Below are 24,575 nucleotides of genomic sequence, written 5' to 3' on the forward strand. Positions count from 1 at the left end.
CGTCGAATCCACGCAAGGGAGAACAATGACCACGTCCCGGATCATCGCCGTCGAGGAACACGTTGCGACCGAAACGTATCTCACGAGCGCGCATCGGCTCGAAGCGGTCATCGAGGAGCGTATTGAGGTCGGCCTCACCCGCACGGTGGAAGGTCGAGATCCGTTGCGTACAGCACTGACAGACATCGAGGGCCGGCTTGCTTCGATGGATGCCATTGGTCAGACGATGGCGGTGCTCAGCATCAACCCGCCCGGCGTTCAGCCCTACACCGCAGCGGACGCCGCACACCTCGCCAAGAGCGTGAACGACGAGCTCGCCGAGATCGTCGGTCGGAATCCGACCCGATTCGGTGCGCTCGGAACTCTCCCGACGCAAGCTCCCGCCGCGGCCGCGGAGGAACTCGAACGGCTCATGGGGCCACTCGGATTGAACGGGGTCATGATCAACTCGCACACTCGAGGCCACTACCTCGATGAGCCGCAGTTCGAGCCCATCCTCGCCGCCGCCGAGGCGCACGTGGCTCCGATCTATCTGCACCCGAGGTTCCCCGGTGTGCTCGGGCCCTACGATGCCCACGGACTCCAAGGGGCGATCTGGGGATATCAGGCCGAAGCCGGGTTGCACGCCATGCGGCTCATCTTCAGCGGAGTGTTCGATCGGCATCCGGGACTGACGATCGTCCTCGGGCATCTAGGTGAAGGGATCCCGTATTGGCTGAAGCGCGTCGACAACCGGCACGCGTTCGCTACTCGCGTCCCGGGGGCAGCGGGCGAGATGCCGAGGCTGGAATTGACGCCGAGTGAATACTTTCGCCGCAATTTCGCGATCACCACCAGTGGGATGGGCGATCCGGCGGTGCTCGACCTCGCTTTGGATGCGGTCGGCGAGGACAACATCATGTTCGCCATCGACGCGCCCTACGAAGATTCCGCCCGCGCCATCGGCTTTCTCCGCACGGCGCCTCTGACGGATGCCCAACGCGTCAAGGTCAGTCATGGCACCGCGGAACGTGTCTTCAACCTGCGCTGATCGTCGCCGCGGGCGGTCATGAACCGGTGACGTCAGTGACAGGGCTCGCGGTCTCGCCCACGTTGCCTTCAGAGTTGGCGCCCCGTCCCTGGCAGACTCGACGGGACCTCGAAAGGATGAACCCAGCATGCGTGCAATCGTCGTCACCGAGTTCGGTGGTCCGGACGTCTTGAGCTTGACGGAGGTTGAGACGCCGCGGCCGGCTCACGGGGAGGTGACCATCGATGTCGAGGCGGCGGCCGTCGGGCGCATTGATGTGCTCTTTCGCCGAGACGGCCTGAACGGTCTTCTCACTGCACCGTTCGTGCCCGGCATCGAGGTGGCGGGCCGCGTGCGTGAACTCGGAGACAGCGTCACTGGTCTCACGCCGGGGCAACGCGTCGTCACGCTGAGCAACCCCGGCACGGGTGGCTACGCGCAGGTCGCGAAGGTGCCCGCCAGCCTGGTCATCCCACTGGATGGAATCCCGGGCGCTACGGTGCCCTCCGACATCGCAGTAGCGAACGTGCCCAACGTCGTCACCGCGATTGCGGTGCTCGAGGATGCCGCGCGGATGCAGCCTGGTGACGATGCGCTCGTCCTCGGTGCCAGCGGTGGGCTCGGCGGCGCCTTTCCGATGGTTGCGCAGTCGCTCGGCGCGGGCTCGGTGATCGGCGTCGTCGGCAGTGCCACCAGCGTTCCTGCTGCTCAAGCACGTGGGTTCGACGAGGTGCTCACCGCCGATCAGGTGGCCGGCAGCAATGCCCGGTTCCAGGTCATCATCGATCCGGTAGGCGGCCCTATCAGGGAGCGAGCCCTTAGTCTTCTTCGACCGCTCGGTCGCATGGTAGTCGTCGGCAACGCTTCCGGCGCCGAACAGTTGCTCATCGGCACCAATGACCTCTGGATCGGCAACGCGGGTGTGGTCGGCTTGAACATCGCAGGTCTTCTGGCTGCCGAGCCGGAACGCATCCCGGGCCTCGCCGCCCGAGCGCTCGATGTCCTGTCGAACGAGGATGCGCGCCTGCCGGTCGAGGTTCTGCCTCTCGCAGAAGCGGCTGAGGCGCATCGTCGGCTGGAGTCGCGATCAGTGGCCGGGCGCGTCGTTCTCGCGCCGTAGACCGTAGACCGCGCGGCACTCGTACCCACGCCTTAAGCGGCACCATCGATATCCGCCACCGACGCAGCCCGGCCCATCGGCGCGCAGCAAACCAACACACCACAGGAGGCACACCATCCGACGTCATGGCATCACCTACGACACTGGCTTCGACCCCTCGGGCGAGCTGTCCCGCCTTGCCTTCGAGGAGGCCGACGCACGCAGGGACATCGCGATCATCAAGAACGAACTGCATTGCGACGCGATCCGGGTGACCGGAAGCATCCCCGATCGCGTGAACCTTGCAGCGCGCGCGGCGTCGGAAGCGGGTCTGGATGTCTGGTACTCGCCCTTTCCGTGCGAACTGGAGCCCGATGCGCTGCACGATCACCTCGTCGACAGCGCGAGGCGAGCAGAGCAACTGCGGAAGGCGACGAAGGATGCCGAAGTGGTGTTCGTCGCCGGTTGCGAGGTCAGCCTGTTCAATCGAGGCTTCCTTGCCGGCGACGACTTGTCGAGCCGGCTGGAGACGCTGAAGAACCTGGCCGACAGCGGTGACCCTGCCACGTTCGGTGCGCTCCTGGGCAACCTCAACGCATCCCTCGGCGCGACCGTTGCAGCTGTACGTGCCGAGTTCGCCGGTCGGATCTCTTACGCATCAGGTCCCTGGGAGTTCATCGACTGGGCTCCGTTCGACATCATCGGCGTCGACGCGTATCGCACGGCGGAGAACGCGTCACACTTCCGCGAAGAGCTGCGATCGCTTCGAGTCCATGGCAAGCCCATAGCGGCGACTGAGTTCGGCTGCTGCACGTACCGGGGCGCAGCGGCAGCCGGAGGTGAAGGCTGGCTGGTGCTGGACGAGTCCGGCGACCATTCCCGCGTTCGTCGCGGAACCGTGCGTGACGAAGAGGAGCAGGCGCAGTACTTCACTGAAGTGCTCGAAGCATTCGAGCAGGAAGAGCTCGACTCCGCGTTCTGGTTCACCTACGCCGGATGGGAGCTACCACACCGACCGCAGGAGGAGGAGCGTGACCTCGACGTCGCCTCCTACGGAGCGCAAGCCGTTCTGGAGGATGGAACGCTCAGCCCGAAGAAGGTCTTCCACGCGATCGCGACGGCGTACGGAGCTCGGGCCGCAGGCTGACGCCCGACGTCGGCCATCGCGCAGAAGGCGTTGTTCTCCTCCTATTGATGATCGCGCTGTGTCACCGGGATGCGCGTTCCAGGCTCGAGTGCCGGGGGATATCGTCGACCGGACGGTCAGGAGTGCTCGACGGAGCCGCCTCCGACGAGGAGATCCACCGCAACGGCGAGCCGCTCGTTATAGCGCTCTCGCGTATTCGTCTGATATTTGATGCCGATGGAAGCGCTGATGAGCGTCCGTGTACGTTCGACAGCGTCACCGGGATGCGCTGCCTCTACCGCCGCTGTGACCAGCTCTTCGAATCGCCTCGGCGCGGTGTCCAGCAGTGAGCCGAGCAGAGCCGGATCGAAGCCGCCGTCAGCCTCGCCGTGTGTGAGCGGTCCGATATAGGAGCCGGCCCACCGATCGAAGGCTGCGACCAACCGGGCGTTCGGAGGCTGATCCTCGTCCGCGAGGATCAGCGCGATGCACGCCAGGTCGCGATCGAGTGCCCGCGAGACGGCTTCGCGGAAGAGCACGGGCTTGGAATCGAAGAGGAAGTAGAGGCCGGGACGCGAAATGTGAGCGGCTCGCGCGACATCCTCCATCGACGTCTTCCGGTATCCGATTCGGGAGAACGTCTCCATCGCCGATTCGAGAACCGCGTCACGTCGGCTGTACTCGCTCTCATCCCGCCGCGGTCGTCCAGCCATGCGGTCAGTCTATCGAGGTCTAGATGAACTGTACATAGCAAGACAAGTACGTATAGTTGTCGTCATGACTACTCTGCGGAGCCTGATCACCACACCCTTCACGGCTGCGGACACCACCGACGATGTCCTTCGCGGTGTCGATCTCCGCGGCGTGCGTGTCGTCGTCACCGGCGCATCCTCGGGCCTGGGCAAGGAGACCGCTCGTGCTCTCGCGCTTTCGGGCGCCGAGGTGACGATGGCGGTGCGGAACGAATCCGCCGGACTCGCTGCGGTGGACGAGCTGACGCGGGCCGGAGCCCAGGCTCCGCCGCGGGTGGCGCTCCTCGATCTCGCAGACCGATCGTCGGTGGCTCGATTCGTCGATGAGTGGGAGGGAACACTGCATCTGCTCGTCAACAATGCCGGAGTGATCACCCGTGGACTCGAACGGAATCGAGACGGACTGGAACTGCAGTTCGCGACGAACCATCTCGGTCACTTCGCCCTCGCGACCGGCCTCCGTAGGGCGCTTGCGGCCGGTGCTTCGGAGCGCGGCGGCGCGCGCATCGTGTCGCTCAGCTCGACCGCGCACATGCGCGCGGGGATCGACTTCGAGGATCTCCAGTTCGAGCGGCGGAGGTATGACCCGCAGATCGCGTACGCGCAGGCGAAGACCGCGAATTCCCTGCTCTCCGTCGAGGCGACCCGCCGCTGGGCATCGGATGGAATCGTGGCGAACACGGTCAATCCCGGGGGCGTGGCCACGGGGCTGCAGCGCAACTTCAGCCCGCGGCAGAAAGCCTCGCTCGACGCGGCGGAGGCGGCGGGGGTGTTCGCATACAAGACCGTCGAGCAAGGCGCGGCCACGACCATTGTCGCCGCGGTACGACCGGAGTTCGCTCACACCGGTGGCCACTATCTGGATGACGCGCAAGAGGCGTACATGGTTCCCGATGACGCCACCCTCGCGGATCATCCGCACGGCGTCAAAGAATGGGCCCTGGACCCGGAAGCCGCCGAGCGACTCTGGAAGGTGTCACGCCGGCTGGTCTTCGACTGACGGAACGCGTTCGGCGGTCCCGAAGCGGGGTGCGACCGAAGTGCGGCGTCGGTCGAGAAGACGCTCGATTCGGCCTCAGATCGATCCTCGGTCCCTTGGGGGGTCGATCGGCTCGAGTGCGGCGCCGAGCTCGGCCGCGCTGCGTCCTGTATGAAGGCGAAGAACATCGATGATGAGGTCGTCCAGTGGCGGCCAGCGGATCGCGCCATGTTCGTTATAGAGACTGACGACGCCGTGCAGTGCCGTCCACAGCATGATGGCAGCGAACCATTCGCGTGCGGGGCCGGCCGGAGCGACAGCGGCGAGTGAATTCGACACGGTGCCCAGGAGTTCCTCGCCGACGCCGGTCATCGACAACGGGGCGACTGCCGCCGGCATGCCGCCGCCGACGATCGTCCGGTACTCACCGGGATGTTGGACGCCCCACCGAACATACGCGCCGCATCGTGCCACGAGGTCGTGGAGTGCATCCGGTGCGTCCTCAGCGGCCCGGCGCATCGCACTGGCGAGTTCGGCGAAACGCAGCTGCAGCACGTGCGTAACCAGTGAGTCCAGATCGGGAAAATGGCTGTAGATGCTCGCGGGAGCGACGCCGACCTCGCGAGCCAGCCTGCGCAGTGTAAGGGTCTCCGGCCGGTCCATGGTCGCGAGAAGCCGAGCGGCCGCCTCGACGAGTTGGTCGCGAAGCACTGTTCCCTGTCCACGAGGATTGCGCCGCCGCTGAGGGCTGCTCGTTGTGCTCTCCGTCATGACTCTCTCCTGCCAACAGTCGTTCACTTTAGTGGCCAGCCGTATCGGACGCGAGATCTATCCGACTTGACAAGAGTCGCCAACAAGTGTTCACATAAATGCCCAACACCTGTTCAGTGAAAGGCAGTCCATGCGCATCGCAGTCCTCGGAGCAACCGGCAAGGTCGGTCGTCTCATCGTCGATCAGGCTCTCGTTCGCGGCCACTCGGTCATCGCTCTCGTTCGAGACCCTGACGCCTACAGGCAGACGGCGGATGACCGGGTCGAGATTCGTCGGGCAGACGTGAGTCGTCCCGATTCGTTCCCCGGCCTGCGGGACGTCGATGTGGTCGTCTCAGCACTCGGTATCAGCAAGGGCGACGGGCCGGGAGCCCTCGTCGCTGGTGCCGAGGCGCTCACGCGGCAGAACGTCCGCGTGCTCTGGCTCGGAGCTCTCGGGTCCGGGGTGTCGTCCGGCGCCGGCGGCGGGATGTACCAGCTCATCATGAAGCTGTTCGTCGGCGCGGAGCTGGTCGAGAAGGCGCGTGCCGACGAGATCGCACTCCGCGCTGGTGCAACGGTGTTCCACGCGCCGGACCTCAGGGTCGGCGGGGTCCGAGCCGCGCGCAGCAACGTTCCGCTCGGTTCGTTCCGAAAGCCGGTGCTGCCACCGCATGTCTCGCGTGCGACTCTTGCTGCTCTCATGCTCGACGAGGCCGACCGTCCCGCACGTCCCGGCGAGATTCTCGTCCCTATGGTGGCTCGCTGATGCGCTCATACATTGCACTCGAGGAGGCTGTCTCATTCTCCGGACTCGATGCCCGGCGCTCGCCATTCCTGATGCCGAAAAACATCGAACCCGGGTTCGCGGCAGACATGACGGAGCGCTTGCCCGACATCGACACGCTCCGGCTCGCCGAAATGGATGCGCACAACATCGCCGTCCAGGTCCTGTCGCTCACGGTGCCGGGCATCGAAGCGGAACCGGATGCCACGCGGGCGGTCGAAAACGCTCGATACGTCAACGATGCACTCGCCTCGATCGTCCACGGGCATCCCGGCAGGTTCGCGGCCTTCGCGGCGCTTCCGCTGCAGGACCCGGAGGCCGCCGTCGCCGAGCTCCGCCGAGCCGTGCGGGAACTCGGTCTCGTCGGCGCCTTGGTGAATGACCACATTCAGGGCCGGTACCTCGACGAGCCGGAATTCGACGGTGTCTGGTCGGCACTGGAAGACCTCGGCGTGCCGCTCTATCTGCACCCCGGCATGCCGCCCGCTGACCGGTGGCGACTGCTCGAAGGGCACCCGGAGATGGACGGTGCACTGTGGAGTTGGCAGGCCACGACCGGTGGGCACGCTCTCCGGATCATCCTGTCAGGGGTGTTCGATCGCCACCCGGGCGCGCGCATGGTTCTCGGGCATGGTGGGGAGTTCCTTCCGTTCCAGCTTTCGCGGTTCGACTCGCGCTACGCCACCATCGTCACTCCCTCTCCGCTACGCCGGCGCCCCTCCGAGTACTTCGGACGGAACGTTCTCGTCACCACGAGCGGAATACTTGCGGCGTCGGTGATCGAGGCGCTCGTCGATGTCATGGGTGCCGACAGTGTGCTCTTCGCGGGCGACTACCCGTACGAGCGCACGTCAGACGCTGTGGGCGCGCTCGAGCGGGCGGACTTATCGGACGAAGTCAAGGACCGTGTCGCGTTCGGAAATGCTCGCGCGTTGCTCCGACTCTGATCACGAGATCTCGGCGGCGACCGAGCTTGAGGCGCCGGTCGGACGTCGAGAGAGGGCGCTTGAGCTCGCCTTCCGGGATCCGCGCACCGATTCGTCGCCTGACACGGCCTCTTCACCCCAGCGCGTCGTCGAGCACCTGCAGGATGTGCCGGTAGTCCTGCCCGGTCGCGCGGGTCATGCCGAGCTCGCAGGTGCGGTTGAGAGAGGCGTGCGCGGCGGATGCCGCGTCGGCGACCTCGCGGGCCTCCGCTGCCGTCGCCGACGCCGTCAGCTCGGGATGCAGCATCCCTCGGTCTCCGGCGAAGGCGCAGCAACCCCAGTCGTTGGGAACCACGACGATCTCGGCGGCGGCCTCGGCGACGCGCTGCAGCGCCGGGTTGATGCCGAGGTGCGTCGACGAGCATGTCGGATGCAGTGTCAGGGAAGGAATGCGATCGATCTCGGGCAGGAGAGGCAGCACGTTCTCGTCGACGAAGGCCACGGCATCCACGATGCGAAGCCCGCCGTCGGCCGCGGCATCAACGAGGATGCGCAGTCCTTCCGTGCACGACGACGCGTCGCACACCACGGGCAGGCGTCCGCCGTCGGACGCGCGCAGCAGGGAGGCGACGACCTTCTTCTTCATGACCTCGTAGCCGTCCGTGAGGCCCTTCGACTTCCACGGTGTTCCACAGCACAGAGACGGGATGTCGTCAGGTGTCGAGACCGGGATGCCCGCCCGCTCGCACAGCCGGAGGAACGACTCGGAGACGCTGCCGTCGACACCGCCGAACATGGTGGTCGTGCAGCTCGAGAAGTAGACCGCGACCGGCTCCGGCGAATGGATGACCGCACGCCGCTTGCCTCCGCCGGGCAGGTCCGCCGAGTACAGGGGAACGGTGTCGGAGCCCAGCACGGTGCGTGCTGCTTTGGTCGCCAGCGTGGCGGCCGGCGGTGCCAGATGGGCGGCGCTCAGCGCGACGCCGCCCGCCGTGCTCGTGGTACCCCACGCGCTGGCTGCGGCCCTCCAGCCCGCCTGGCTCAGCGTGCCCTGTCGCTCGGCGCGCAGGCGACGCACGAGGTCTCCGGTGTTGATCTGCACCGGGCAGGTGGTCTGACACATGCCGTCGACGGCGCAGGTTTGCACGCCGTCGTAGTCGTATTCCTTCTCGAGTATGTTAACGAGTTCGGTATCGCCCGCCTGTCGTGCTCGCTCGGTCTCGCGCCGCAGCACGATGCGCTGTCGGGGCGTGAGGGTGATGTCCTTGCTCGGGCAGACCGGCTCGCAGTAGCCGCACTCCACGCAGCGGTCGACTTCTTCTTCGACAGTGGGTGTCAGCTTCAGGTTCGACAGCGGGCCGTCGGGGTCTTCGTTCATCAGCACGCCGCGTCCGAGGATGTTGTGCGGATCGGCGAGACGCTTCACCTCCCGCATCACCTCGTAGAGCTCATCGCCGAACTGCCGGCGCACATACGGCGCCATGATGCGACCCGTGCCGTGTTCGGCCTTCAGCGTGCCGTCGTGCGCCAGCACGAGATCGACCATGTCCTCGGTGAACGCCGCAGTGCGGCCGCGCGCGTCGGGGTCGTCGAAGCGCTCGGTCACCATGAAGTGGATGTTGCCGTCCTTCGCGTGCCCGAAGATGACGCTGTCTTCGTAGCCGTGCTTGTCGAACAGGGCGATCAGACCCTCGCACGCCTCGCGGAGGCGCTCGACCGGCACCGCGACATCCTCGAGCAGCGCGGTCGTGCCGGAGGGCCGGTTTCCGGCCACCGTGGCGTAGAGGTCTTTGCGGATGTGCCACAGCGCCGCCCGGCGAGCAGGATCCTGCGTGAGCGGCGACGAATGGTCGAGCGTCAGCCCCGCGCACAGGGCATCCCAGTTCTCCAGACGCGCCTGCAGCTCGTCGGCCGTCGACTCCTGGTACTCCACGAGCAGGGCCGCGTGCTCGTGGACGTCGAGCGAGAGCAGCTCCTGGTCCGCGCCGGGTTCACGCTGGGCCACGCGGAGCGAGGTGGCATCGAGCAGCTCGATCGTGGCGAGTCCGGACGCGACCAGCGCGGGGAGCGCGCCGGTGGCATCGCGCAGGGTGGGGAAGTAGAGCATGCCCGTCGCGGCATGCGTCTTCACGGGGAGTGTGTCGAGCACGGCGTCGGCGACGAACGCGAGGGTGCCCTCGGACCCGACGACGAGGTGCAACAAGATGTCGACGGGGCGATCATGGTCCACGAACGAGTTCAGGCCGTAGCCCATCGTGTTCTTGATCGAGTACTGCCGGCGGATCGTCTGCACGGAATCGGCGTCGCCGCGCACGCGGTCGCGGAGCTGCACCAGCCCCTCCCAGAGCTCTGGATGGATCGCGTGGAGCTGCTCATCGGCATCCGGCGCTGCCGTGTCGAGCACGGAGCCGTCGGCGAGAACGAGCACGGCCGAGCGGATCGTGTTGTAGGTGTTGAATCGCGTGCCGCAGGCCATGCCGCTGGAGTTGTCGGCGATGACGCCGCCCAAGGTGCAGGCCACCTCGCTCGCGGGATCGGGCCCGAGCTTGCGTCCGTGCCGCAGCAGCCGCGCGTTCACCTGGCGCACCGTCGCGCCAGGCTGTACGCGCACGGCGTCGCCATCGTCGAGGAGCTCGATGCGGCGGAAGTGGCGGCGTGTGTCGAGCAGCAGGCCGTCGGTGGAGGCCTGCCCCGACAGGCTCGTGCCACCGGACCGGAACGAGACCGGCAGCTTCTCCTTGTGCGCGAGACGGAGGATCCCCGCCAGGTGGTCCGTATCGCGCACACGTACGACGCCGGTGGGCGTCATCAGGTAGTGGGAAGCGTCGTGCGCCAGTGCCAGCCGGTCGGTCGCACGGGTGCGCAGGCTGCCGGGCGCGAGCGATTCCAGACGATCGGCGATGCCTTGGCCCAGACGCGCGCCGATGAGAGGCGACGGTGCGGTGGTGGGCATGGGCACTCCTTAGTCCGGTGGTGAACGGTCGCGGCCCGGCGAGAGGCGTCATGCGAATCGTGTCACAGGATGCCGCCGCTCGCCGCGGGCGAGTCCGTCTGGCGATGCCGTGCTCCGCTTCGCACGTGCGCGCATCGCCGGACTGAAACGACATTCATTATAGAATGGATATACACACCTACCGATGAGGGGTACGACGACGTCCATGAACGATCGAATCTCCTTTGGTGCCGTCACCGTCGGCACCTCGTCCCTGGGCGGCCGGACGGACCGCGGCCCGGCCGAAGAGGTGGCAACGGCCAAGGCGGTGCTGGGCGGCCCGTTCGCGCTCGTCGACACGTCGAACGCGTACGCCGCAGGGAGGTCGGAGGAGATCCTCGGCCGTGCGCGAGCCGAGCTCGGCGACGCCGCGACCGCGCACATCATGACGAAGGTCGACAGCGATCCCGAGACGGGCGTGCTGGATCGCGATCGCGTGCTTCGCTCGTTCGACGAGAGCATGGCGAGGCTGGGGGTGGACGGCGTCGGCATCCTTCACCTGCACGACCCGTACACGATCACGGTCTCTGAGGCGCTGGCGCCGGGCGGTGCGATCGAGGGGATGCTCGAACTCCGCGACTCCGGAGCGGTCGCCGCGATCGGCATCGCCGCCGGTCCGATTCCGTTGATGCGGTCGTACGTGCAGACGGGTGTGTTCGACGCACTGCTCACGCACAACAGGTACACGCTCGTCGATCGCAGCGCGGTCCCCCTGCTCGAGGAAGCGCGACGACGAGGGATGACGACGTTCAACGCCGCACCTTTCGGCGGCGGGATCCTCGCCACGGGCGCGCGCAGCGGCGCGACATACGCCTACCGTCCAGCCTCCACCACACTCGTCGACTGGGTCGCCGGAGTGGAGCGCGCCTGTTCCGAGCTCGGCGTCTCGCTCCGCGCGGCCGCTCTGCACTTCTCGATGCGTTCCCCGCTGGTGGACTCCACAGTCGTCGGCATTTCGTCGGCGCAGCGCCTCCGCGAACTCGAGGAACTGACCGCGACGGAGATACCGGATCGGCTCTGGGCATCCATCGACGCGTGCGGGCCGGCACCGAGTACGGACGAGGACGAGGACGAGTGAGCGTGGAAGAGTACGTCGAGAGCATGGATCCCGGCCGGGGTCGCCGTGCGCCGCGGGCGGATGCGCCCACCGCCGCGGCGACGCTCAGCCTCAACGGCGAGTGGCGCTTTCGGCTCTCAGCGACGGCCGCGGGGACCGGCTCGGGCTTCACGCGGGACGACTTCGACGACTCGGGGTGGGATCGCCTGCGCGTTCCGTCGCACTGGGTGCTGGAGTCTTTCACCCCGCTCGCGGGAGGGCCGGCTCGGTCGATGCGCGGCACGGCGGAAGGGCCGCTCTACACGAACACGGCGTTCCCGATCCCGCTCGATCCGCCGCAGGTGAGCACCGAGAACCCGACGGGGGACTACCGCCTGGTGTTCGAGGCGCCGCAGGACTGGCACGGGGCCGTGCTGCGATTCCAGGGCGTCGACTCGTGCGCCAAGGTGTGGCTGAACGGGCAGGAGCTCGGCTGGTCCACCGGAAGTCGGTTGCCGTTCGAGTTCGACGTCCGGCTGCGCCCCGGGCCCAACGTGCTCGCGGTGCGAGTGCACCGATGGTCGGCGGGCACGTATCTCGAGGACCAGGACATGTGGTGGCTCCCCGGCATCTTCCGCGACGTCGAGCTTATCGAACGACCGGTGGGCGCGATCGACGATCACTTCGTGCAAGCCGACTACGACCCGCAGACCGGACTCGGCACGCTGCGAGTGGATGCTTCGGCGCCGGCGGTCGTCGACCTCCCCGAGCTGGGCATCCGCATGGCCACGGGCGAGAGCGTGACAGTGCCGGTCGAGCCGTGGAGCGCGGAGGTGCCGCGCCTCTATCGCGGCGAGCTGCGGACGGACGGCGAGCGCGTCCCGCTCGCGATCGGATTCCGTCGCGTCGAGATCAGGGACGGCGTCTTCGTCGTCAACGGCGCGCCCGTGAAGTTCCGCGGCGTGAACCGCCACGAGCATCATCCCAAGACCGGCAGAACGCTCGATCGTGACACGATGATCCGCGACATCGTCATGATGAAGCGCGCGAACATCGACGCCGTGCGCACCAGCCACTACCCGCCGCACCCGGAGTTCCTCCGACTCTGCGACGAATACGGGCTCTGGGTCGTCGAGGAGTGCGACATCGAGACTCACGGCTTCGTGTTCACGGCGCCGGAGGCGAACCCGCCTGCCGATCCTCGGTGGCGGGGAGCATTGCTCGACCGGGTGCAGCGCATGGTGGAACGGGACAAGAACCATCCGAGCATCGTGGTCTGGTCGCTGGCGAACGAAAGCGGCTCGGGGGAGTCCTTCGACGTGCTCGAGCAGTGGGTGCGCGAGCGAGACCCGAGCAGGCCGCTGCTCTACGAGCGCGATCCCACGTATCGCAACTCCGACTTCTACGCTGTGATGTACCCGTCGCTCGACGACCTCGAGCGCATCGGCCGCCGCGACGAGGACGCACCCGACGGCGTCGGCTCCGAAGACGACGCGCGGCGGCGGTCCCTGCCGTTCCTGCTCATCGAGTACGCGCACGCCATGGGCAACGGCCCCGGGTCGCTGTCGGACTACTGGAACATCATCGCCGCCCACGATCGCCTCTGCGGCGGCTTCGTGTGGGAGTGGATCGACCACGGGTTCACCGCGATGACGGCCGACGGCATCCCCTTCATCATGCACGGCGAGGATGTCGACCACGAGCCGTGCGGCGGACGCTTCAGCCTGCACGGCCTCGTCTTCAGCGAACGTACGCCCACGCCGGCGCTCACCCAGCTCGCGAAGGCATACGAGCCGGTGCGGATCGAGATCGCGGACGCTGTGATCGTCGAGAACGCCCGGCACTGTGCCGACACGTCGGACCTCGCCTTCCGCTGGCGCGTCGAGCGCGAGGGCGTTCTCACCGACGAGGGCGATCTCGTCGTGCCAGCGCTCGCGCCGGGCTCGAGCGCGCACGTGCCGCTGCCGCAGGTGGAGGCGGATGCCGAACTCGAGACCGTGGTCACGGTGATGGCTGCGCTCGCCGCAGGTTCCTCCCACGCGTTGTGGGCCGAGCCGGGGCACGTCGTCGCCTGGGCGCAGCGCGTGCTCCCCGCGACGGACCCGCGGATGCCACGGTGGCCCCCGGTCCCGGCCGCCGCGTCGGCTCTCCCGCCGCACCGGCTGACCACCGGAGCCGAGCTGCGCGTGGGCGACGCCGTTTTCGACGCACGCACCGGTCGCCTGCGCCGCTGGAGTGGCCTGGACCTCGACGGCCCGTGGCTCGATCTGCACCGCGCCCCGACCGAGAACGACCGCGGGCAGGGCGACCTCAATGACATCGCCTCGGTCTGGCACGACACGGGGATCGATCGCATGCTGCATCGCACGGACGCCGTCGAGCACGGCGATGGCTGGCTGCTCGCCCGAGGTCGCACCGCTCCTGCGTCGCATCCGCACGGTGTCGAGTGGTCGATGCTGTGGACGGCGGACGGTGACGGGCTCGCGCTGGCGGTCGAGGCATCCTTCGTCGGACCGTGGAGCGACACCCCGTACAAGCACAGGGACATTTGGGTTCCCCGGCTGGGGTTGCTGTTCTCGCTTCCGGGCGGGTACGAGAGAGTCGAGTGGTACGGGCGCGGGCCCGGCGAGACCTATGCGGACTCCTTCGAGGGAGCACCCATCGGGCGCTACAGCGCTGATATCGACGAGTTGCAAGTGCCGTATCCGGTACCGCAGGAGAACGGCAACCATGTGCAGACACGGGAACTCGTGCTGCGCGGCGCGGGGCTTCCGGACGTTCACGTGGACGGCCTGCCGCTCTTCGACTTCACCGCGCGGCGCTGGACCTCGCTCGACTTGCAACGGGCCGTCAAGCCGTACGAGCTGCGGGACAGCGGTCGTGTGTGGCTCAACGTCGACCACGGACAACAGGGGCTCGGTTCGGCGTCCGTGGGACCTGCGCTGCCTGAGCGTTACCGCATCCGGCGGGAGCGGACACAGTGGAGCGTGCGGCTTCGGGCGACCGCGGGCATCGGGGTGCCCGATGCCCGGATCCCGTCACTATTTCAGGGCATCTGAGGTCAGGCGTCGGATATGTCGATGTGGCGCGGTATGACCTGAAATAGTGTCTGACCGAATAGTGTTCGGTCGCTCGGCCGCGATCCTCAGCGGGGCGTCACTCCTGCGGGGCTCTCGGCGTCGTGGACGTCCACGTCCCCTCACCCAGCGCCCGTAGCCGGAGCAGGAAGTCGACATCGCCGACCTGGCCGCCTTTGAGCACGAGTTCGAGTCCGTCGATATCGGGGTCGCTGGAGTGCGCGTTCAGCACCACGACGTTCTCCCACGGGTTCGCGGCGATCGAGAGCGAGTCGACGCCGAGCAGCCTCGTGACCCGGCTCGAGGTGTCGCCGCCGCAGACCACGATGCGACGGGATGTCCCGGTGCGAGCTGAAGCCGACGCCAACTCCGCGGCGCGCGCCGCGATGCCCTCCAGCGTGACCGCGTCGTCGGGCGCGGGCTCCGCCGCGGCAGCCTCGTTGGTCGCTGCGCCGCCGGGCGCTGTCGCACTTCGCACTGTCGCGCCCTGTGCCGCGACACTGAGCCCGTCGGAGGCCAGCACGACGCTGCGCCCCGCCTCGAGTGAGGCCATGACCTCGGCGACCACCGCCGGATCTGGCCTCGTCGGCAGAGGCAGCACGAGCCAGCCGGCATCGGCTGCGGCCTGAATCTGGCGCCGGGTCTGTGCCGAGCGGCTCCCCGAGAGCACGAGGATCGGCCCGCTGCGGTCAGTCGACTCGGGCAATGGTTCGCCGTCGCCGGGAGCCGCCGCTGCGATGGCGTGGCTGAGCCCGCCCGATCCCAGCGCGAAGAGCGGTTCGGGAAGCGAGAGGACTGCCTCGCCGATCATCGTCAGTTGGTCGTCGCTAAACGCGTCGAGGACAACCGCTGCGCCATTCGATTCGCGGATTCGGTCGGCGATCGCCGCCGCCGACGAATATTCGGTGAACGGGATGCTCGTCACGGGCAGTGTCGTCTGCCTGCCCAGGTGCAGCGCGAGATCCGACTCGTCCATCGGAGTCGACGGATGCGTCGACATCGTCGGCTGCCTGTCGAGTCGATACACGGTGCCGTTCTCAGCCGCGAAGTGGTGACCGAACACGGTGTACCGGCCGAAGTCGGGCTGCGCGAAGAGAACGGGTACGGGCGCGTGCGCGCCCTGCACCGCGCGCAGGCCGAGCTCGATCACACGGCCGAGGCTGCCGACGGTCTGCGACGAGTCGGCTGTGGAGCACGCCTTGTATTGCAGTACATGCGGGCGCAGTGTGGTGAGCGTCTCGAAGACGGGTGCCAGCTCGTCATCGAGTTCCTCGGTCCGTAACGAGCGGGCGATGCCGGCGATGCCGACCGCGTCGCTGCCGGCTGCCGCCTCTTCGAGAAGGGAGAGTGAGGGCACGCCGACAAACAAACGCGCCTTCCAGCCACGACGGGAGAACTGGAGCAGGGCGTCGACGCTGCCGGTGAAGTCGTCACCATAGAACGCGACCCGCGGCCGCGCCGGTGCAGGCTGCACGACCCGGCTGTGTGGGATCTCGGACCTCGCCTCCGACTCCGCTGTGCCCGGACTAGACACGCACCGGCCCGAACAGCTCGGTGGCACGACGCAAAGGCTCCGAGTTCTGCACCGCGGTGAGCGCATCCTCTCCGCGTGCGGCGGACGCCCAGGCCTCTCGCATGCTGGCGACTCCGGCCGCCGCGCCGTCCGGATGCCCGTGGATGCCTCCGCCCGCGAGCACGAGCAGGTCGGTCGTGCCGACCGCGTCGAGCGTCGCATGCGCGAGTCCGGCCCACTGCCCCGACGACAGCACCGGAACGGTGGAGGTCAAGCCGAGCAGCGGCTCACGCACGGCGGCGATGGAGTCGAGCACTTGGGCATCCGTCTCGTAGAACTTGTTGCTGATCCCGTTCGTGTGCAGATGGTCGGCGCCGCACAGGCGGACGAGCTTCTGCCACGCCCGGAACCCTATCCCGACTTGCTCCGAGCGGCTGATCGCGCCGAACATCGCCCGATGCCCGTGGATCGGAACGGAGGAGCGTCGGCGCAGGTAGTCGAGACCGGCCAGGCCGATCATGTTGATGCACGCCATGACGCACGTGCCGCCGGCGTTCACCACCAGGTCGTGGTTCGCCTCGAGACGGTCGATGTCGTCGGTGATGTTGAAGGCGTACATCGGCTTGACGCCGGTGCGGTCCGCGTGGCGTTCCAGCACCGGCATCACCGCCTTCACGCGTTCGACCAGCGGGGCGCCCTTGCCGTTGCCCTGCAACTCGTCGTCCTTGATGAAGTCGATGCCCGCGGAGGCGAGCTCGTCGACGACCTCGGCGATCTCTGCGGGGGACAGCCCGATGCTCGGCTTGATGATCGTGCCCAAGAGCACGCCCGAAGGACGGCCTGCGAGACGCCGCGTGCCCTCGACACCGAATTGCGGTCCGGCATACCGTGCGGCGAACTCCGCAGGCAGATCGAGGTCGATGAGTTTGACGGCAGCGAGCTCCTTGACCTCGAACAGGTTGCCGGCGACGGCGGCGAGGAGGTTCGGGATCGACGGTCCGAAATTGTCGAGCGGAAAGCGTATCCGCACGCGTGCTCGCCGCCTCGCGTCCGGGTCTCCGACGGCACCGGGCAGTGGTGAGGCGCCCGTGAGGGGAATCTCCTCCAGCGAGGCGACTTGGGCGGCGAAGCGCGCCCGCACGTCGTCCGTCTCGCGCTCGACGCGCACGAAGGTGCCGGTGGACTGCTCCCCGGCGAGCACTTCGGCCGCCTTCCGGAGCGGAACAGAGGTCTCGATGATGTACGTCGCCGTGACGGATCGGTCGCTCATCGCCGTCACCACACCAGGGGGAGCCACACGGACATCTCCGACGCACCCCGATTGCCCCACGCGAAGTACGGCACCAACCGGGTGTCGACGGTGTCGAGCGCGTCGTCGGAGAGGTCTTCGTAGAGCGTGTCGGTGCCACCGGCCGGCAGCACCGCCAGCGTGACGGGGATGACCTGCATCGCGTGTCCGTCGACCTCCCCGGCCTGCGGGGTCAGCGTGGTTCCGCGGCGGAGGGCGACGCGCTCCAGCGGAAGGCCGTCGGGCAGGTCGCTGCTCTCCAGGCAGTAGACGACGGGGCCGCGCTGTACCGCGACCTGGTTCGTCACCTCTTCGGCAAGCCGGTTCGCGCGCACGACGCGCGAGGACATCGGAAGCGTCAGAGTGATCGTGTCGCCCGTGCGCCACGCGCGATCGATCCGCACGTACGCGCCCGGCGCCGGGGCATCCATCGTCTCGTCGTTCACGAGAAGGGATGCGCCGCGCGTCCACCCCGGAACGCGGAGCCTGACCGGCATCCCGTCTTCGACGGCCTCCTCGACGGTGAACCGCACGACCTCGCCCCACGGGTACTCGGTGTCTTCGCGGAGCGCGAGCGATCGAGCGCCGTCGGAGACCCGGATGTCACTTCCGCCGTAGAGATGCACGTACAGCTCTCCGTCGGCGACGGATGCCGCGCGCTCGTGGAACCGAGCGAGCGTTCGTGCCGTGTTCGGCGGGCAGCAGAAGCAGCTCAAGTAGCGCTCCCGGAGCCGTTCGTCGGACGGCGGCGGCACCGGGACGGGGTCCAGCGCTGTATCGCCGGGGCGACGGAGCGGGTAGGGGAGATCCCTCACCTGCCGGAGCGGGTTCGTGTAGAAGTACTCGGTTCCGCTGAGGTCGATCCCGGCCAGGAGTGAGTTGTAGGCGATGGTCTCGATGACATCGGTGTATCGGGCGTCGCCTGTGAGCGACAGCATCCGCTCGCTCCACAGGATCATTCCGATGTTCGCACAGGACTCGCTGTGCGCCGTGGTGTTCGGCAACTGATACGCCCGGCCGTAGGCCTGGTGCACCCGGCTGATCTCGGACTGCCACGGGTCGCCGTCGGGCGATGCGCCGTCGTAGAGGGCGCCGCATCCTCCGGTGAGGTAGAGCTTCGTGTCGACGACGTCGTTCCACAGTCCTTCCAGCACAGCGCGCAACTCGTGGTCGTCATTCTCCGTGGCGAGATCGGCGAGTCCGGCGTAGAGGTAGTTCGCGCGTACGGCGTGGCCGGCCGCGACCGTCTGCTCGCGAACCGGAAGACGATCCTGGTTGTCGTCGCCGCCGTCGAAGTCGTCGCGCACGCGCACGAACGCCTCGGCGAGACGGAGATACCGCGTCTCGCGCGTCACGCGGTACAGATCCATGACGGCCATGTAGTGCGACGGGCAGATCGCGCTCTTTGCGAGTTCGAGCGGCTTGTCTCTTGCCAGGCCTTCGAGGAAGCCGGCCGCCTTGCGGGCCACGTCGAGGAGAGTGGTACTGCCCGTCACCTCGAAGTGGCGCACACCGGTAGTGATGAGGTGGCCGAGGTTGTACGTCTCGAACGCGAACCGGTCGGACAGCTCGACCACGTCGCCGTGTGCTTGCGCGGAGATCAGGGTCGGCGTGTGAATGTAGCCGTCATCGCGCTGCACCGAGGCGATCAGTTGCACGAGTTCTTCCACAGTCTCGGTCAGCCACGGCTGGGACGCGACCTCCAGCTGTGAGATCGCGGCCTCGAGCCACTTGTAGAGATCGCCGTCCATGAACGGCGGCCCCTGGTGCTCGCCCGCCTGAAGGCCGGCCGCGATGCGGAAGTTCTGCAGGCCCGGGCTGACCGCCGGGTCGCTCAGCGACTCCCACATGGTCGGCACCGTGGACTCGAACGTGCGCTCTTGCACGTCGTGCCAGAATCCTCGGCCCCAACGAACCTGGTCGGCATGAAGGGGTCGAAGCGGCTCGCTGGTAGGCGCGGTCGTCGTCGACATGTGTTCCTCTCGCGTGTGCCGTCATCTTCCCTCAGGCTTGCGTGCCGGGTGGGAGGGCAGCCTCTTTTCGCAGTGCTCCGAGCGCGCTCCACCTGTTCGGCGCGGCGGTTCGCGGGCCCGTGGACTCAGGCTAAGAGTCGGTGAAAAAATTCGCAACCATGCATGAATTTGCAGATGGAACGTATCAAAGCGTGCGTGGATGCATAGAATTTCAGGGCTGATTGTTGACACACCTCGCGTTGACGCCTAGTCTCACTCCCGTAGGTTCCGCATGCCCCCGCATCCACATCGTCAAGGAGGACGTCATGATCACCCGCCGAAGCCGCCGAACTCTTGTGGCGGTGTCCCTGGCCGCAGTGACGGCCGTCACTCTCGCCGCGTGCTCCAGTGGCTCGGGAGCGTCGTCTGGCAACGCAGCATCTGGGAAGGACCCGAAGGCCTTCACTGTGCTGACCGCCAATGAGAATCCGACTTTGACGGCCGAGCTCAAGGAGCTGGCCTCCGGCGCGTGCTCCGCTGAGAACAAGGCACTGCCGCTGAAGAGCCAGACCGTCGCTCAGGCGGATGTCGTGCAGAAGGTCACGCTTCTCGCCAGCCAGAACGCATTGCCCGTGCACTTCATCGCTGGAACAGCGATGGTGACTCCGAGCGGCGACCTCGGCAAGAACGGCTTGGTGCTCAACTACGAGAAGGAACTTAAGAAGCTCGGCGTGTGGGACGACATCCTTCCCGGCGCCGCGTCGACCGTCACCTCGGTCTACGGACAGATGGTCTCGCTGCCCTACCAGTACAACATCGAGGGGATCTGGTTCAACAAGAAGATCTTCGACAAGCTCGGGCTGTCGGAGCCGACCACGTTCGATGAGTTGATGGCCGACGCGGGCAAGATCAAGGATGCCGGCTACACGCCGTTCGCCACAGACGGCAAGGATGCATGGCCGGTCACTCGTCTCATCGGTGACTACATCTTCCGGAGCATGGGACCGGACGCGATGAAGGACGTCCAGGACGGCAAGGCGAAGCTGACGGACGCCAAGTACGTCAAGGCCGCCGCCGCCGTCCAGCAGATGGCGCAGGACGGTTACTTCGGTCAGGGCTTCGTCTCCACCGACGCCGCAACCGCGACGAACGCCTTCCTCACGGGCAAGGCCGCGATGATGTACGACGGCTCCTGGCTGCTGAGCAACATCAACGACAAGTCGCAGGACATCATCGGCTCCGACAACGTGGGCTTGATGCCGTTCCCGGCCGTTGCCGGCGGCAAGGGCAGTATCGACCAGTGGCCCGCGAACGCGGGAGCGGCGATGGCGATGAACCCGAAGGACTACGGACCCAAGGTCGGCCAGTGGCTGAAGTGCATCGCGAACAACTACGGTGCGCTGGCGCTTAAGAAGGATGGCGTGGTGTCGGGCTTCAAGATCAACAAGACCGTGACCAACGTGGACGGGCCGACGAAGATGGTGCAGAAGAAGGTCTCCGACATCAAGCAGACCGTGCTCTGGTTCGAGGCGCTGATGGATGCGAAGTCCACGTCGCTCGCTCAGTCGAACGTCTCACTGCTCACCACCGGACAGATGACGCCCAAGACGTACATGTCGCAGCTGCAGGCCGGCATCGACGCCAACAAGTAAACCTGCTACGAACTCGGCGCCAGGCGGCTCGGATCTTTCCGGTGAAGATCCGAGCCGGTTGGTGTGAGGAGGATCTTCATGAAACGTGTCTTCGGTGATCGCAAGACGATACTGATCCTTCTGGGGCCGACCCTGGTCATCTACGTGCTCCTGAAGATCGTCCCGGTGATGTGGTCGCTGGGCCTCTCGTTCTTCGACGGCAACTCGTTGAGCGGCTTCACCTTCACCGGATTCGCCAACTTCGGTCGGTTCTTCACTGATCCGATCGCCATCCAGTCCCTGTGGGTCAGCATCATCTTCGCGCTGCTCGCGACCGGGGGGCAGATCATCCTCGGGTACCTGCTCGCGCTCCTCTATGTGTTCGTGCTGCGCAAGGGCTCCGCGTTCATTCGCACGGCAGTCTTCTTCCCGATGGTGCTGCCGACCGTGGCGGTCGCGCTGTTGTTCCGCAACCTCGTCTCGGTCGGCCAGAACCAGGGTCCGATCAACGACATCATCAACCTCTTCGGCGGCAAGAGCGTCGAGTTCCTGGCCTCGAGTGTGGGCACGATGGCCGTGGCTCTCGTCATGACGTACTGGAGCTCGATGGGCTTCTATGCCGTGCTCCTGTACACGGGACTTCTCGACATCCCGGACGAGGTGATCGAGTCGGCGCGGCTGGACGGAGCGAATGGTCTGCGCCTCGTGCGGCACATCGTGGTGCCGCTGTCGATGCCGATCCTTATCTCGTCGATCATCTTCAGTTTCAACTCCACCCTCAAGGTGTTCGACAGTCTGCTGGCGCTGAACAACGGGGGGCCGGGCACGTCGACCACGCCGCTCACGCTGTACATGTTCCAGACCGCGTTCAACTACTCCGACTATGGCTACGCGAGCACGATCGCGTTGATGCTGACGATCCTCTGTCTGCTCTTCACCCTCGCGATCTTCCGATCGTCGAGCCGGAAAGCCGAGGCCTGAGATGACCACGATGAAAACGATGGCCGAACCGATCCTCACGTCGACCCCGTCGGGAAGGGCCCGGTCGCGTCGCGCGCTCCGGATCGTCCGCCGCATCCCGGTATGGATCATCGTCGCAGTCCTGCTGATCGTCGTTCTCTATCCGCAGTTCTGGATGATCATGGGCTCGTTCAAGACGCAGACCGAGTTCCTCTCCAACCCGACCTGGTCTCTGCCGCAGCACTGGGATCTCAGCAACTACATCGATGCGCTCACTCGCGGCAACGTGGCGGTGAACTACCGCAACAGCATCCTCGTCACGATTCCGGCGGTCTGCCTGATCGTGCTGTTCGGGGTAGCGGCAGGGTATGCGCTGGAAGTGATGATCTGGCGAGGCCGCAACTCGGTCCTGCTGTTGATTCTCGCCGGAATCATGGTGCCGGGCCAGATGATCCTCGTGCCGCTCTTCACCTTCTATTTCAAGATCGGCATCACCGACAGCCTGTGGCCGATGATCATCACGTACACCGTCGACGGGCTGCCGTTGGCGACGTTTCTGATGGCGGCCTACTTCCGCTCCGTGCCACGAGAGGTCTTCGAGGCCTCGACGATGGACGGCGCCGGCGCACTGAGATCGTTTTTCACGATCGGTCTGCCGCTCATGCGCAATGCGATACTGACGATCGCGCTGGTCGAATTCTTCAGCGTGTGGAACGACTTGCTCGTGGCACTCACGTTCACGACCGATCCCTCGTTGGCGACGATCCAAGTCGGTCTTCTCAGCCTGAACGACCAGTATGGTTCCACGCAGTACGGGCCGCTGTTCGCGGCGGTGAGCATCAACATCGTCGCGCTGCTGATCGTGTTCGTATTCCTGAACAAGAAGATCATGTCCGGCCTCGCGGCCGGTTCGCTGAAGGGATAGGGATCATGACGAGAGTGGCGTTTCTGCACACCGGTGCCGTGGTCATCCAGCCGGTGATGGAGCTCGCGCGGGAGTACCTTCCCGATGTGACGGCGATCAACTATCTGGACGATCGCATCGTGGCGGATCTCGGCGACGAGGGCACCGCTTCCTCGGTGCCGGTCCGAGTCGCCGACCTCGTCGGCGCGGCCGAGACGGCCGGCGCGGATGTCGTGATGCTGACCTGCTCATCCATCTCGGAGCTGGCGGATCCGGTGTCGAAGGAGTTGGGCATCCCGGTGCTCCGCATCGACGAGGCGATGGCGGACGAGGCCGTCGCACGGGGAGAACGCATCGTCGTGCTCGCGACCCTGCCGACGACGTGTGCGCCGACGACGCGGTTGATCCAGGAGCGTGCGGCGCTCGCCGGTGTGGATCCCGTCGTCGCCAGTGAGGTGATCGAGGGTGCGTTCGAGGCCGTGTCGCACGGCGATCGGGGGAGGCACGACCGACTGGTGGCGGCGGCGATCGAACGCGTGGCTGCCGACGCGGACGTGATCGTGCTGGCGCAGGCATCCATGGCCAGCGCGGCCGAGGCCGCCCGGGTGGACGTGCCGGTGCTCACGAGCCTGGTTCCGGGCATCCGTCGCCTGCGGGAGGCCGTCGACGCCCTGTGATCGACTCCGTCGGGTGACCGAGGGCCGGACCTGAAGGTGATGTGTCGGCGGCCAGGCCGCGGGCATCCTCGGCGTCAGGACTCTGCGAGAGCCTCGGCGGTCTGCAGGTCGGTGACCAGCGTGTTGACCCAGTTGCCCGCGAGCGCGCCCCGGATGGCCTCATGCTTGCGTCGGCCGCCGGCGATTCCGACCCGGCGGGGGACGCGGCGGAGGTCGTCGACCGGGATCGCGATGATGCGATCGTCGGCGGGGCCCGTGACGGCCGTTCCGTCGGAGCGGAAGATGCGGTGGCAGATGTCGCCCACCGCGCCGTCGGCGATGAGCCGTTCGCGGTCGGGCGTGGCGAAGGCGTTGCCGCTCACGGCGAGGATGTCGGACGGCTCGATGCTGCCGATCCCCATGACGGCCATGGTGAGTTCGCGCCAGTGGCGGGACACCTCCTGCATGGAGGGATCGGCGAGCAGGCTGTCACGGATCTCCGGCCCTGCCACGATGCCCGGGGCCTGCACGTAGACGGCCTCGGCGCCGAGGATGCGCGCGAGTTCGGCCAGCAGCCGGTGGGAGTGGTTCTGCACGTCGGGCGAGCCGATTCCGCCGAGCAGCTGCACGACCTCGGTCGCACCGCGGGTCGTGAACGGGCGCATCCGATCCGTCATCGCCAGCAGGGTCTGGCTCCACGACGAGACGCCGATGCGGTCCGCGCCGCTCAGCGTCGCTTCGAGATAGGCCGCGGCGCCCGCTCCGATCGCGCCGATCCGTTCGGCGTCGTCCGCCTCGGGGTCGCAATCCACGACGACAGCCTCGGCGAGACCGTAGCGCTCCTCGAGCGCCTCCTCGAGCTCCGAGTAGACGCCGGGGGCGACGGTGACCGTGGTGCGCACGATGCCGACGTTCGCGGCGCGTTTCAGAAGTCGGGATACCTTCGCCTGCGAGATGTTCAGCGCCTGAGCGATGTCCGCCTGACGAACGCCGCGCTCATGGTACATGCGTGCCACCTTCGTGAGCAGGCGCACCTGTCCGTCATGCTGACGGCTGTTGTGTGTGGTGGACATGTGTGCTCCGATCGGTGGTGTCATCGACCACGGGCGTTGGATCGCGATTCGCCATCGCAACGATA

The 24,575-nt window shown here is 66.8% G+C and carries 19 protein-coding genes; 12 read left to right on the top strand and 7 right to left on the bottom strand.

Translation table 11 applies throughout. The features are described 5' to 3' along the window. Positions 1–25 precede the first annotated feature (25 nt). From H623_RS0105345 to H623_RS0105355, 3 genes are all read left to right on the top strand, one after another. Positions 26–1,030 (top strand): amidohydrolase family protein, encoded by a 1,005-nt coding sequence (locus H623_RS0105345; RefSeq protein WP_022899918.1) that lies wholly within the window; start codon positions 26–28, stop codon positions 1,028–1,030. A 127-nt stretch (positions 1,031–1,157) separates the two neighbouring features. Further along, the gene (locus H623_RS0105350) at positions 1,158–2,129 is read left to right on the top strand and encodes a quinone oxidoreductase family protein (RefSeq protein WP_026939948.1); all 972 of its coding nucleotides are present in this window, start codon (positions 1,158–1,160) and stop codon (positions 2,127–2,129) included. A gap of 250 nt (positions 2,130–2,379) precedes the next feature. Continuing rightward, positions 2,380–3,255, top strand: coding sequence for a glycoside hydrolase family 113 protein (locus H623_RS0105355; protein ID WP_022899919.1), 876 nt, complete (start codon positions 2,380–2,382; stop codon positions 3,253–3,255). Between the two features lie 116 nt (positions 3,256–3,371). Here H623_RS0105355 and H623_RS0105360 read toward each other — a convergent pair whose 3' ends face one another. After that, complete coding sequence (locus H623_RS0105360) at positions 3,372–3,947, bottom strand: TetR/AcrR family transcriptional regulator (protein ID WP_022899920.1); 576 nt, start codon at positions 3,945–3,947, stop codon at positions 3,372–3,374. 64 nt (positions 3,948–4,011) lie between these two features. Between H623_RS0105360 and H623_RS0105365 the strand changes: the two genes are divergently transcribed. Continuing rightward, the gene (locus tag H623_RS0105365) at positions 4,012–4,986 is read left to right on the top strand and encodes an SDR family NAD(P)-dependent oxidoreductase (RefSeq protein ID WP_022899921.1); all 975 of its coding nucleotides are present in this window, start codon (positions 4,012–4,014) and stop codon (positions 4,984–4,986) included. 75 nt (positions 4,987–5,061) lie between these two features. Here the strand turns inward: H623_RS0105365 and H623_RS17970 are convergent, their stop codons facing one another. Continuing rightward, on the bottom strand, positions 5,062–5,736 hold the full coding sequence (locus H623_RS17970; RefSeq protein WP_084485655.1) for a TetR/AcrR family transcriptional regulator: 675 nt from the start codon (positions 5,734–5,736) through the stop codon (positions 5,062–5,064). 130 nt (positions 5,737–5,866) lie between these two features. Here H623_RS17970 and H623_RS0105375 point away from each other — a divergent pair, with 130 nt between their 5' ends. Both H623_RS0105375 and H623_RS0105380 read left to right on the top strand, forming a co-directional pair. Further along, positions 5,867–6,484 (top strand): NAD(P)-dependent oxidoreductase, encoded by a 618-nt coding sequence (locus H623_RS0105375; RefSeq protein ID WP_022899922.1) that lies wholly within the window; start codon positions 5,867–5,869, stop codon positions 6,482–6,484. A gap of 71 nt (positions 6,485–6,555) precedes the next feature. Continuing rightward, on the top strand, positions 6,556–7,449 hold the full coding sequence (locus H623_RS0105380; protein WP_211217972.1) for an amidohydrolase family protein: 894 nt from the start codon (positions 6,556–6,558) through the stop codon (positions 7,447–7,449). Positions 7,450–7,561: 112 nt separating this feature from the next. Here the strand turns inward: H623_RS0105380 and H623_RS0105385 are convergent, their stop codons facing one another. Then, positions 7,562–10,381, bottom strand: a complete 2,820-nt coding sequence (locus H623_RS0105385; protein ID WP_022899924.1) for an FAD-binding and (Fe-S)-binding domain-containing protein — start codon at positions 10,379–10,381, stop codon at positions 7,562–7,564. Between the two features lie 205 nt (positions 10,382–10,586). On the opposite strand from H623_RS0105385, the gene H623_RS0105390 reads away from it, so the two are divergent. Then, on the top strand, positions 10,587–11,498 hold the full coding sequence (locus H623_RS0105390; RefSeq protein WP_022899925.1) for an aldo/keto reductase: 912 nt from the start codon (positions 10,587–10,589) through the stop codon (positions 11,496–11,498). Further along, on the top strand, positions 11,495–14,515 hold the full coding sequence (locus H623_RS17975) for a glycoside hydrolase family 2 TIM barrel-domain containing protein (protein ID WP_022899926.1): 3,021 nt from the start codon (positions 11,495–11,497) through the stop codon (positions 14,513–14,515). Before H623_RS0105390 ends, H623_RS17975 begins: the two co-directional genes overlap by 4 nt. Before the next feature lie 97 nt (positions 14,516–14,612). Here H623_RS17975 and H623_RS17980 read toward each other — a convergent pair whose 3' ends face one another. Genes H623_RS17980 through H623_RS0105410 form a run of 3 tightly spaced genes read right to left on the bottom strand, consistent with a single transcriptional unit; the run spans position 14,613 to position 19,307 of the window. After that, positions 14,613–16,007 (bottom strand): four-carbon acid sugar kinase family protein, encoded by a 1,395-nt coding sequence (locus H623_RS17980; protein ID WP_022899927.1) that lies wholly within the window; start codon positions 16,005–16,007, stop codon positions 14,613–14,615. A gap of 52 nt (positions 16,008–16,059) precedes the next feature. Further along, a complete protein-coding gene (locus H623_RS0105405; protein ID WP_033371441.1) occupies positions 16,060–17,316 on the bottom strand; it encodes a RuBisCO large subunit C-terminal-like domain-containing protein in 1,257 nt (418 codons plus the stop codon). A 5-nt stretch (positions 17,317–17,321) separates the two neighbouring features. After that, positions 17,322–19,307, bottom strand: coding sequence for a glycoside hydrolase family 127 protein (locus tag H623_RS0105410; protein WP_022899929.1), 1,986 nt, complete (start codon positions 19,305–19,307; stop codon positions 17,322–17,324). Positions 19,308–19,780: 473 nt separating this feature from the next. Here H623_RS0105410 and H623_RS0105415 point away from each other — a divergent pair, with 473 nt between their 5' ends. The 4 genes from H623_RS0105415 (at position 19,781) to H623_RS17985 (ending at position 23,458) form a co-directional block, all read left to right on the top strand. After that, positions 19,781–20,938, top strand: coding sequence for an ABC transporter substrate-binding protein (locus H623_RS0105415; RefSeq protein WP_245558903.1), 1,158 nt, complete (start codon positions 19,781–19,783; stop codon positions 20,936–20,938). 78 nt (positions 20,939–21,016) lie between these two features. Beyond that, positions 21,017–21,898: a carbohydrate ABC transporter permease gene (locus tag H623_RS0105420; RefSeq protein WP_022899931.1), complete on the top strand. Its 882-nt coding sequence runs from the start codon at positions 21,017–21,019 to the stop codon at positions 21,896–21,898. A gap of 19 nt (positions 21,899–21,917) precedes the next feature. Further along, entirely contained in the window at positions 21,918–22,802 is an 885-nt protein-coding gene (locus H623_RS0105425) for a carbohydrate ABC transporter permease (RefSeq protein WP_022899932.1), read from the top strand. Between the two features lie 5 nt (positions 22,803–22,807). Beyond that, entirely contained in the window at positions 22,808–23,458 is a 651-nt protein-coding gene (locus H623_RS17985; RefSeq protein WP_022899933.1) for an aspartate/glutamate racemase family protein, read from the top strand. A 74-nt stretch (positions 23,459–23,532) separates the two neighbouring features. Here the strand turns inward: H623_RS17985 and H623_RS0105435 are convergent, their stop codons facing one another. Further along, positions 23,533–24,510: a sugar-binding transcriptional regulator gene (locus tag H623_RS0105435; RefSeq protein ID WP_022899934.1), complete on the bottom strand. Its 978-nt coding sequence runs from the start codon at positions 24,508–24,510 to the stop codon at positions 23,533–23,535. Between the last annotated feature and the right edge of the window lie 65 nt (positions 24,511–24,575).

The sequence above is a fragment of the Humibacter albus DSM 18994 genome (assembly GCF_000421825.1).
Taxonomy (GTDB): Bacteria; Actinomycetota; Actinomycetes; order Actinomycetales; family Microbacteriaceae; genus Humibacter; species Humibacter albus.

What these genes read in the sequence shown, in the direction of transcription:
- H623_RS0105345 (WP_022899918.1), top strand. Translation starts at nt 26, where the DNA reads ATGACCACGTCCCGGATCATCGCCGTCGAGGAACACGTTGCGACCGAA.
- H623_RS0105380 (WP_211217972.1), top strand. Translation starts at nt 6,556, where the DNA reads ATGCCGAAAAACATCGAACCCGGGTTCGCGGCAGACATGACGGAGCGC.
- H623_RS17970 (WP_084485655.1), bottom strand. Translation starts at nt 5,736, where the DNA reads ATGACGGAGAGCACAACGAGCAGCCCTCAGCGGCGGCGCAATCCTCGT.
- H623_RS0105365 (WP_022899921.1), top strand. Translation starts at nt 4,012, where the DNA reads ATGACTACTCTGCGGAGCCTGATCACCACACCCTTCACGGCTGCGGAC.
- H623_RS0105385 (WP_022899924.1), bottom strand. Translation starts at nt 10,381, where the DNA reads ATGCCCACCACCGCACCGTCGCCTCTCATCGGCGCGCGTCTGGGCCAA.
- H623_RS0105435 (WP_022899934.1), bottom strand. Translation starts at nt 24,510, where the DNA reads ATGTCCACCACACACAACAGCCGTCAGCATGACGGACAGGTGCGCCTG.
- H623_RS0105360 (WP_022899920.1), bottom strand. Translation starts at nt 3,947, where the DNA reads ATGGCTGGACGACCGCGGCGGGATGAGAGCGAGTACAGCCGACGTGAC.
- H623_RS0105390 (WP_022899925.1), top strand. Translation starts at nt 10,587, where the DNA reads ATGAACGATCGAATCTCCTTTGGTGCCGTCACCGTCGGCACCTCGTCC.
- H623_RS0105420 (WP_022899931.1), top strand. Translation starts at nt 21,017, where the DNA reads ATGAAACGTGTCTTCGGTGATCGCAAGACGATACTGATCCTTCTGGGG.
- H623_RS0105425 (WP_022899932.1), top strand. Translation starts at nt 21,918, where the DNA reads ATGGCCGAACCGATCCTCACGTCGACCCCGTCGGGAAGGGCCCGGTCG.
- H623_RS0105375 (WP_022899922.1), top strand. Translation starts at nt 5,867, where the DNA reads ATGCGCATCGCAGTCCTCGGAGCAACCGGCAAGGTCGGTCGTCTCATC.
- H623_RS0105350 (WP_026939948.1), top strand. Translation starts at nt 1,158, where the DNA reads ATGCGTGCAATCGTCGTCACCGAGTTCGGTGGTCCGGACGTCTTGAGC.
- H623_RS17985 (WP_022899933.1), top strand. Translation starts at nt 22,808, where the DNA reads ATGACGAGAGTGGCGTTTCTGCACACCGGTGCCGTGGTCATCCAGCCG.
- H623_RS0105405 (WP_033371441.1), bottom strand. Translation starts at nt 17,316, where the DNA reads ATGAGCGACCGATCCGTCACGGCGACGTACATCATCGAGACCTCTGTT.
- H623_RS0105410 (WP_022899929.1), bottom strand. Translation starts at nt 19,307, where the DNA reads ATGTCGACGACGACCGCGCCTACCAGCGAGCCGCTTCGACCCCTTCAT.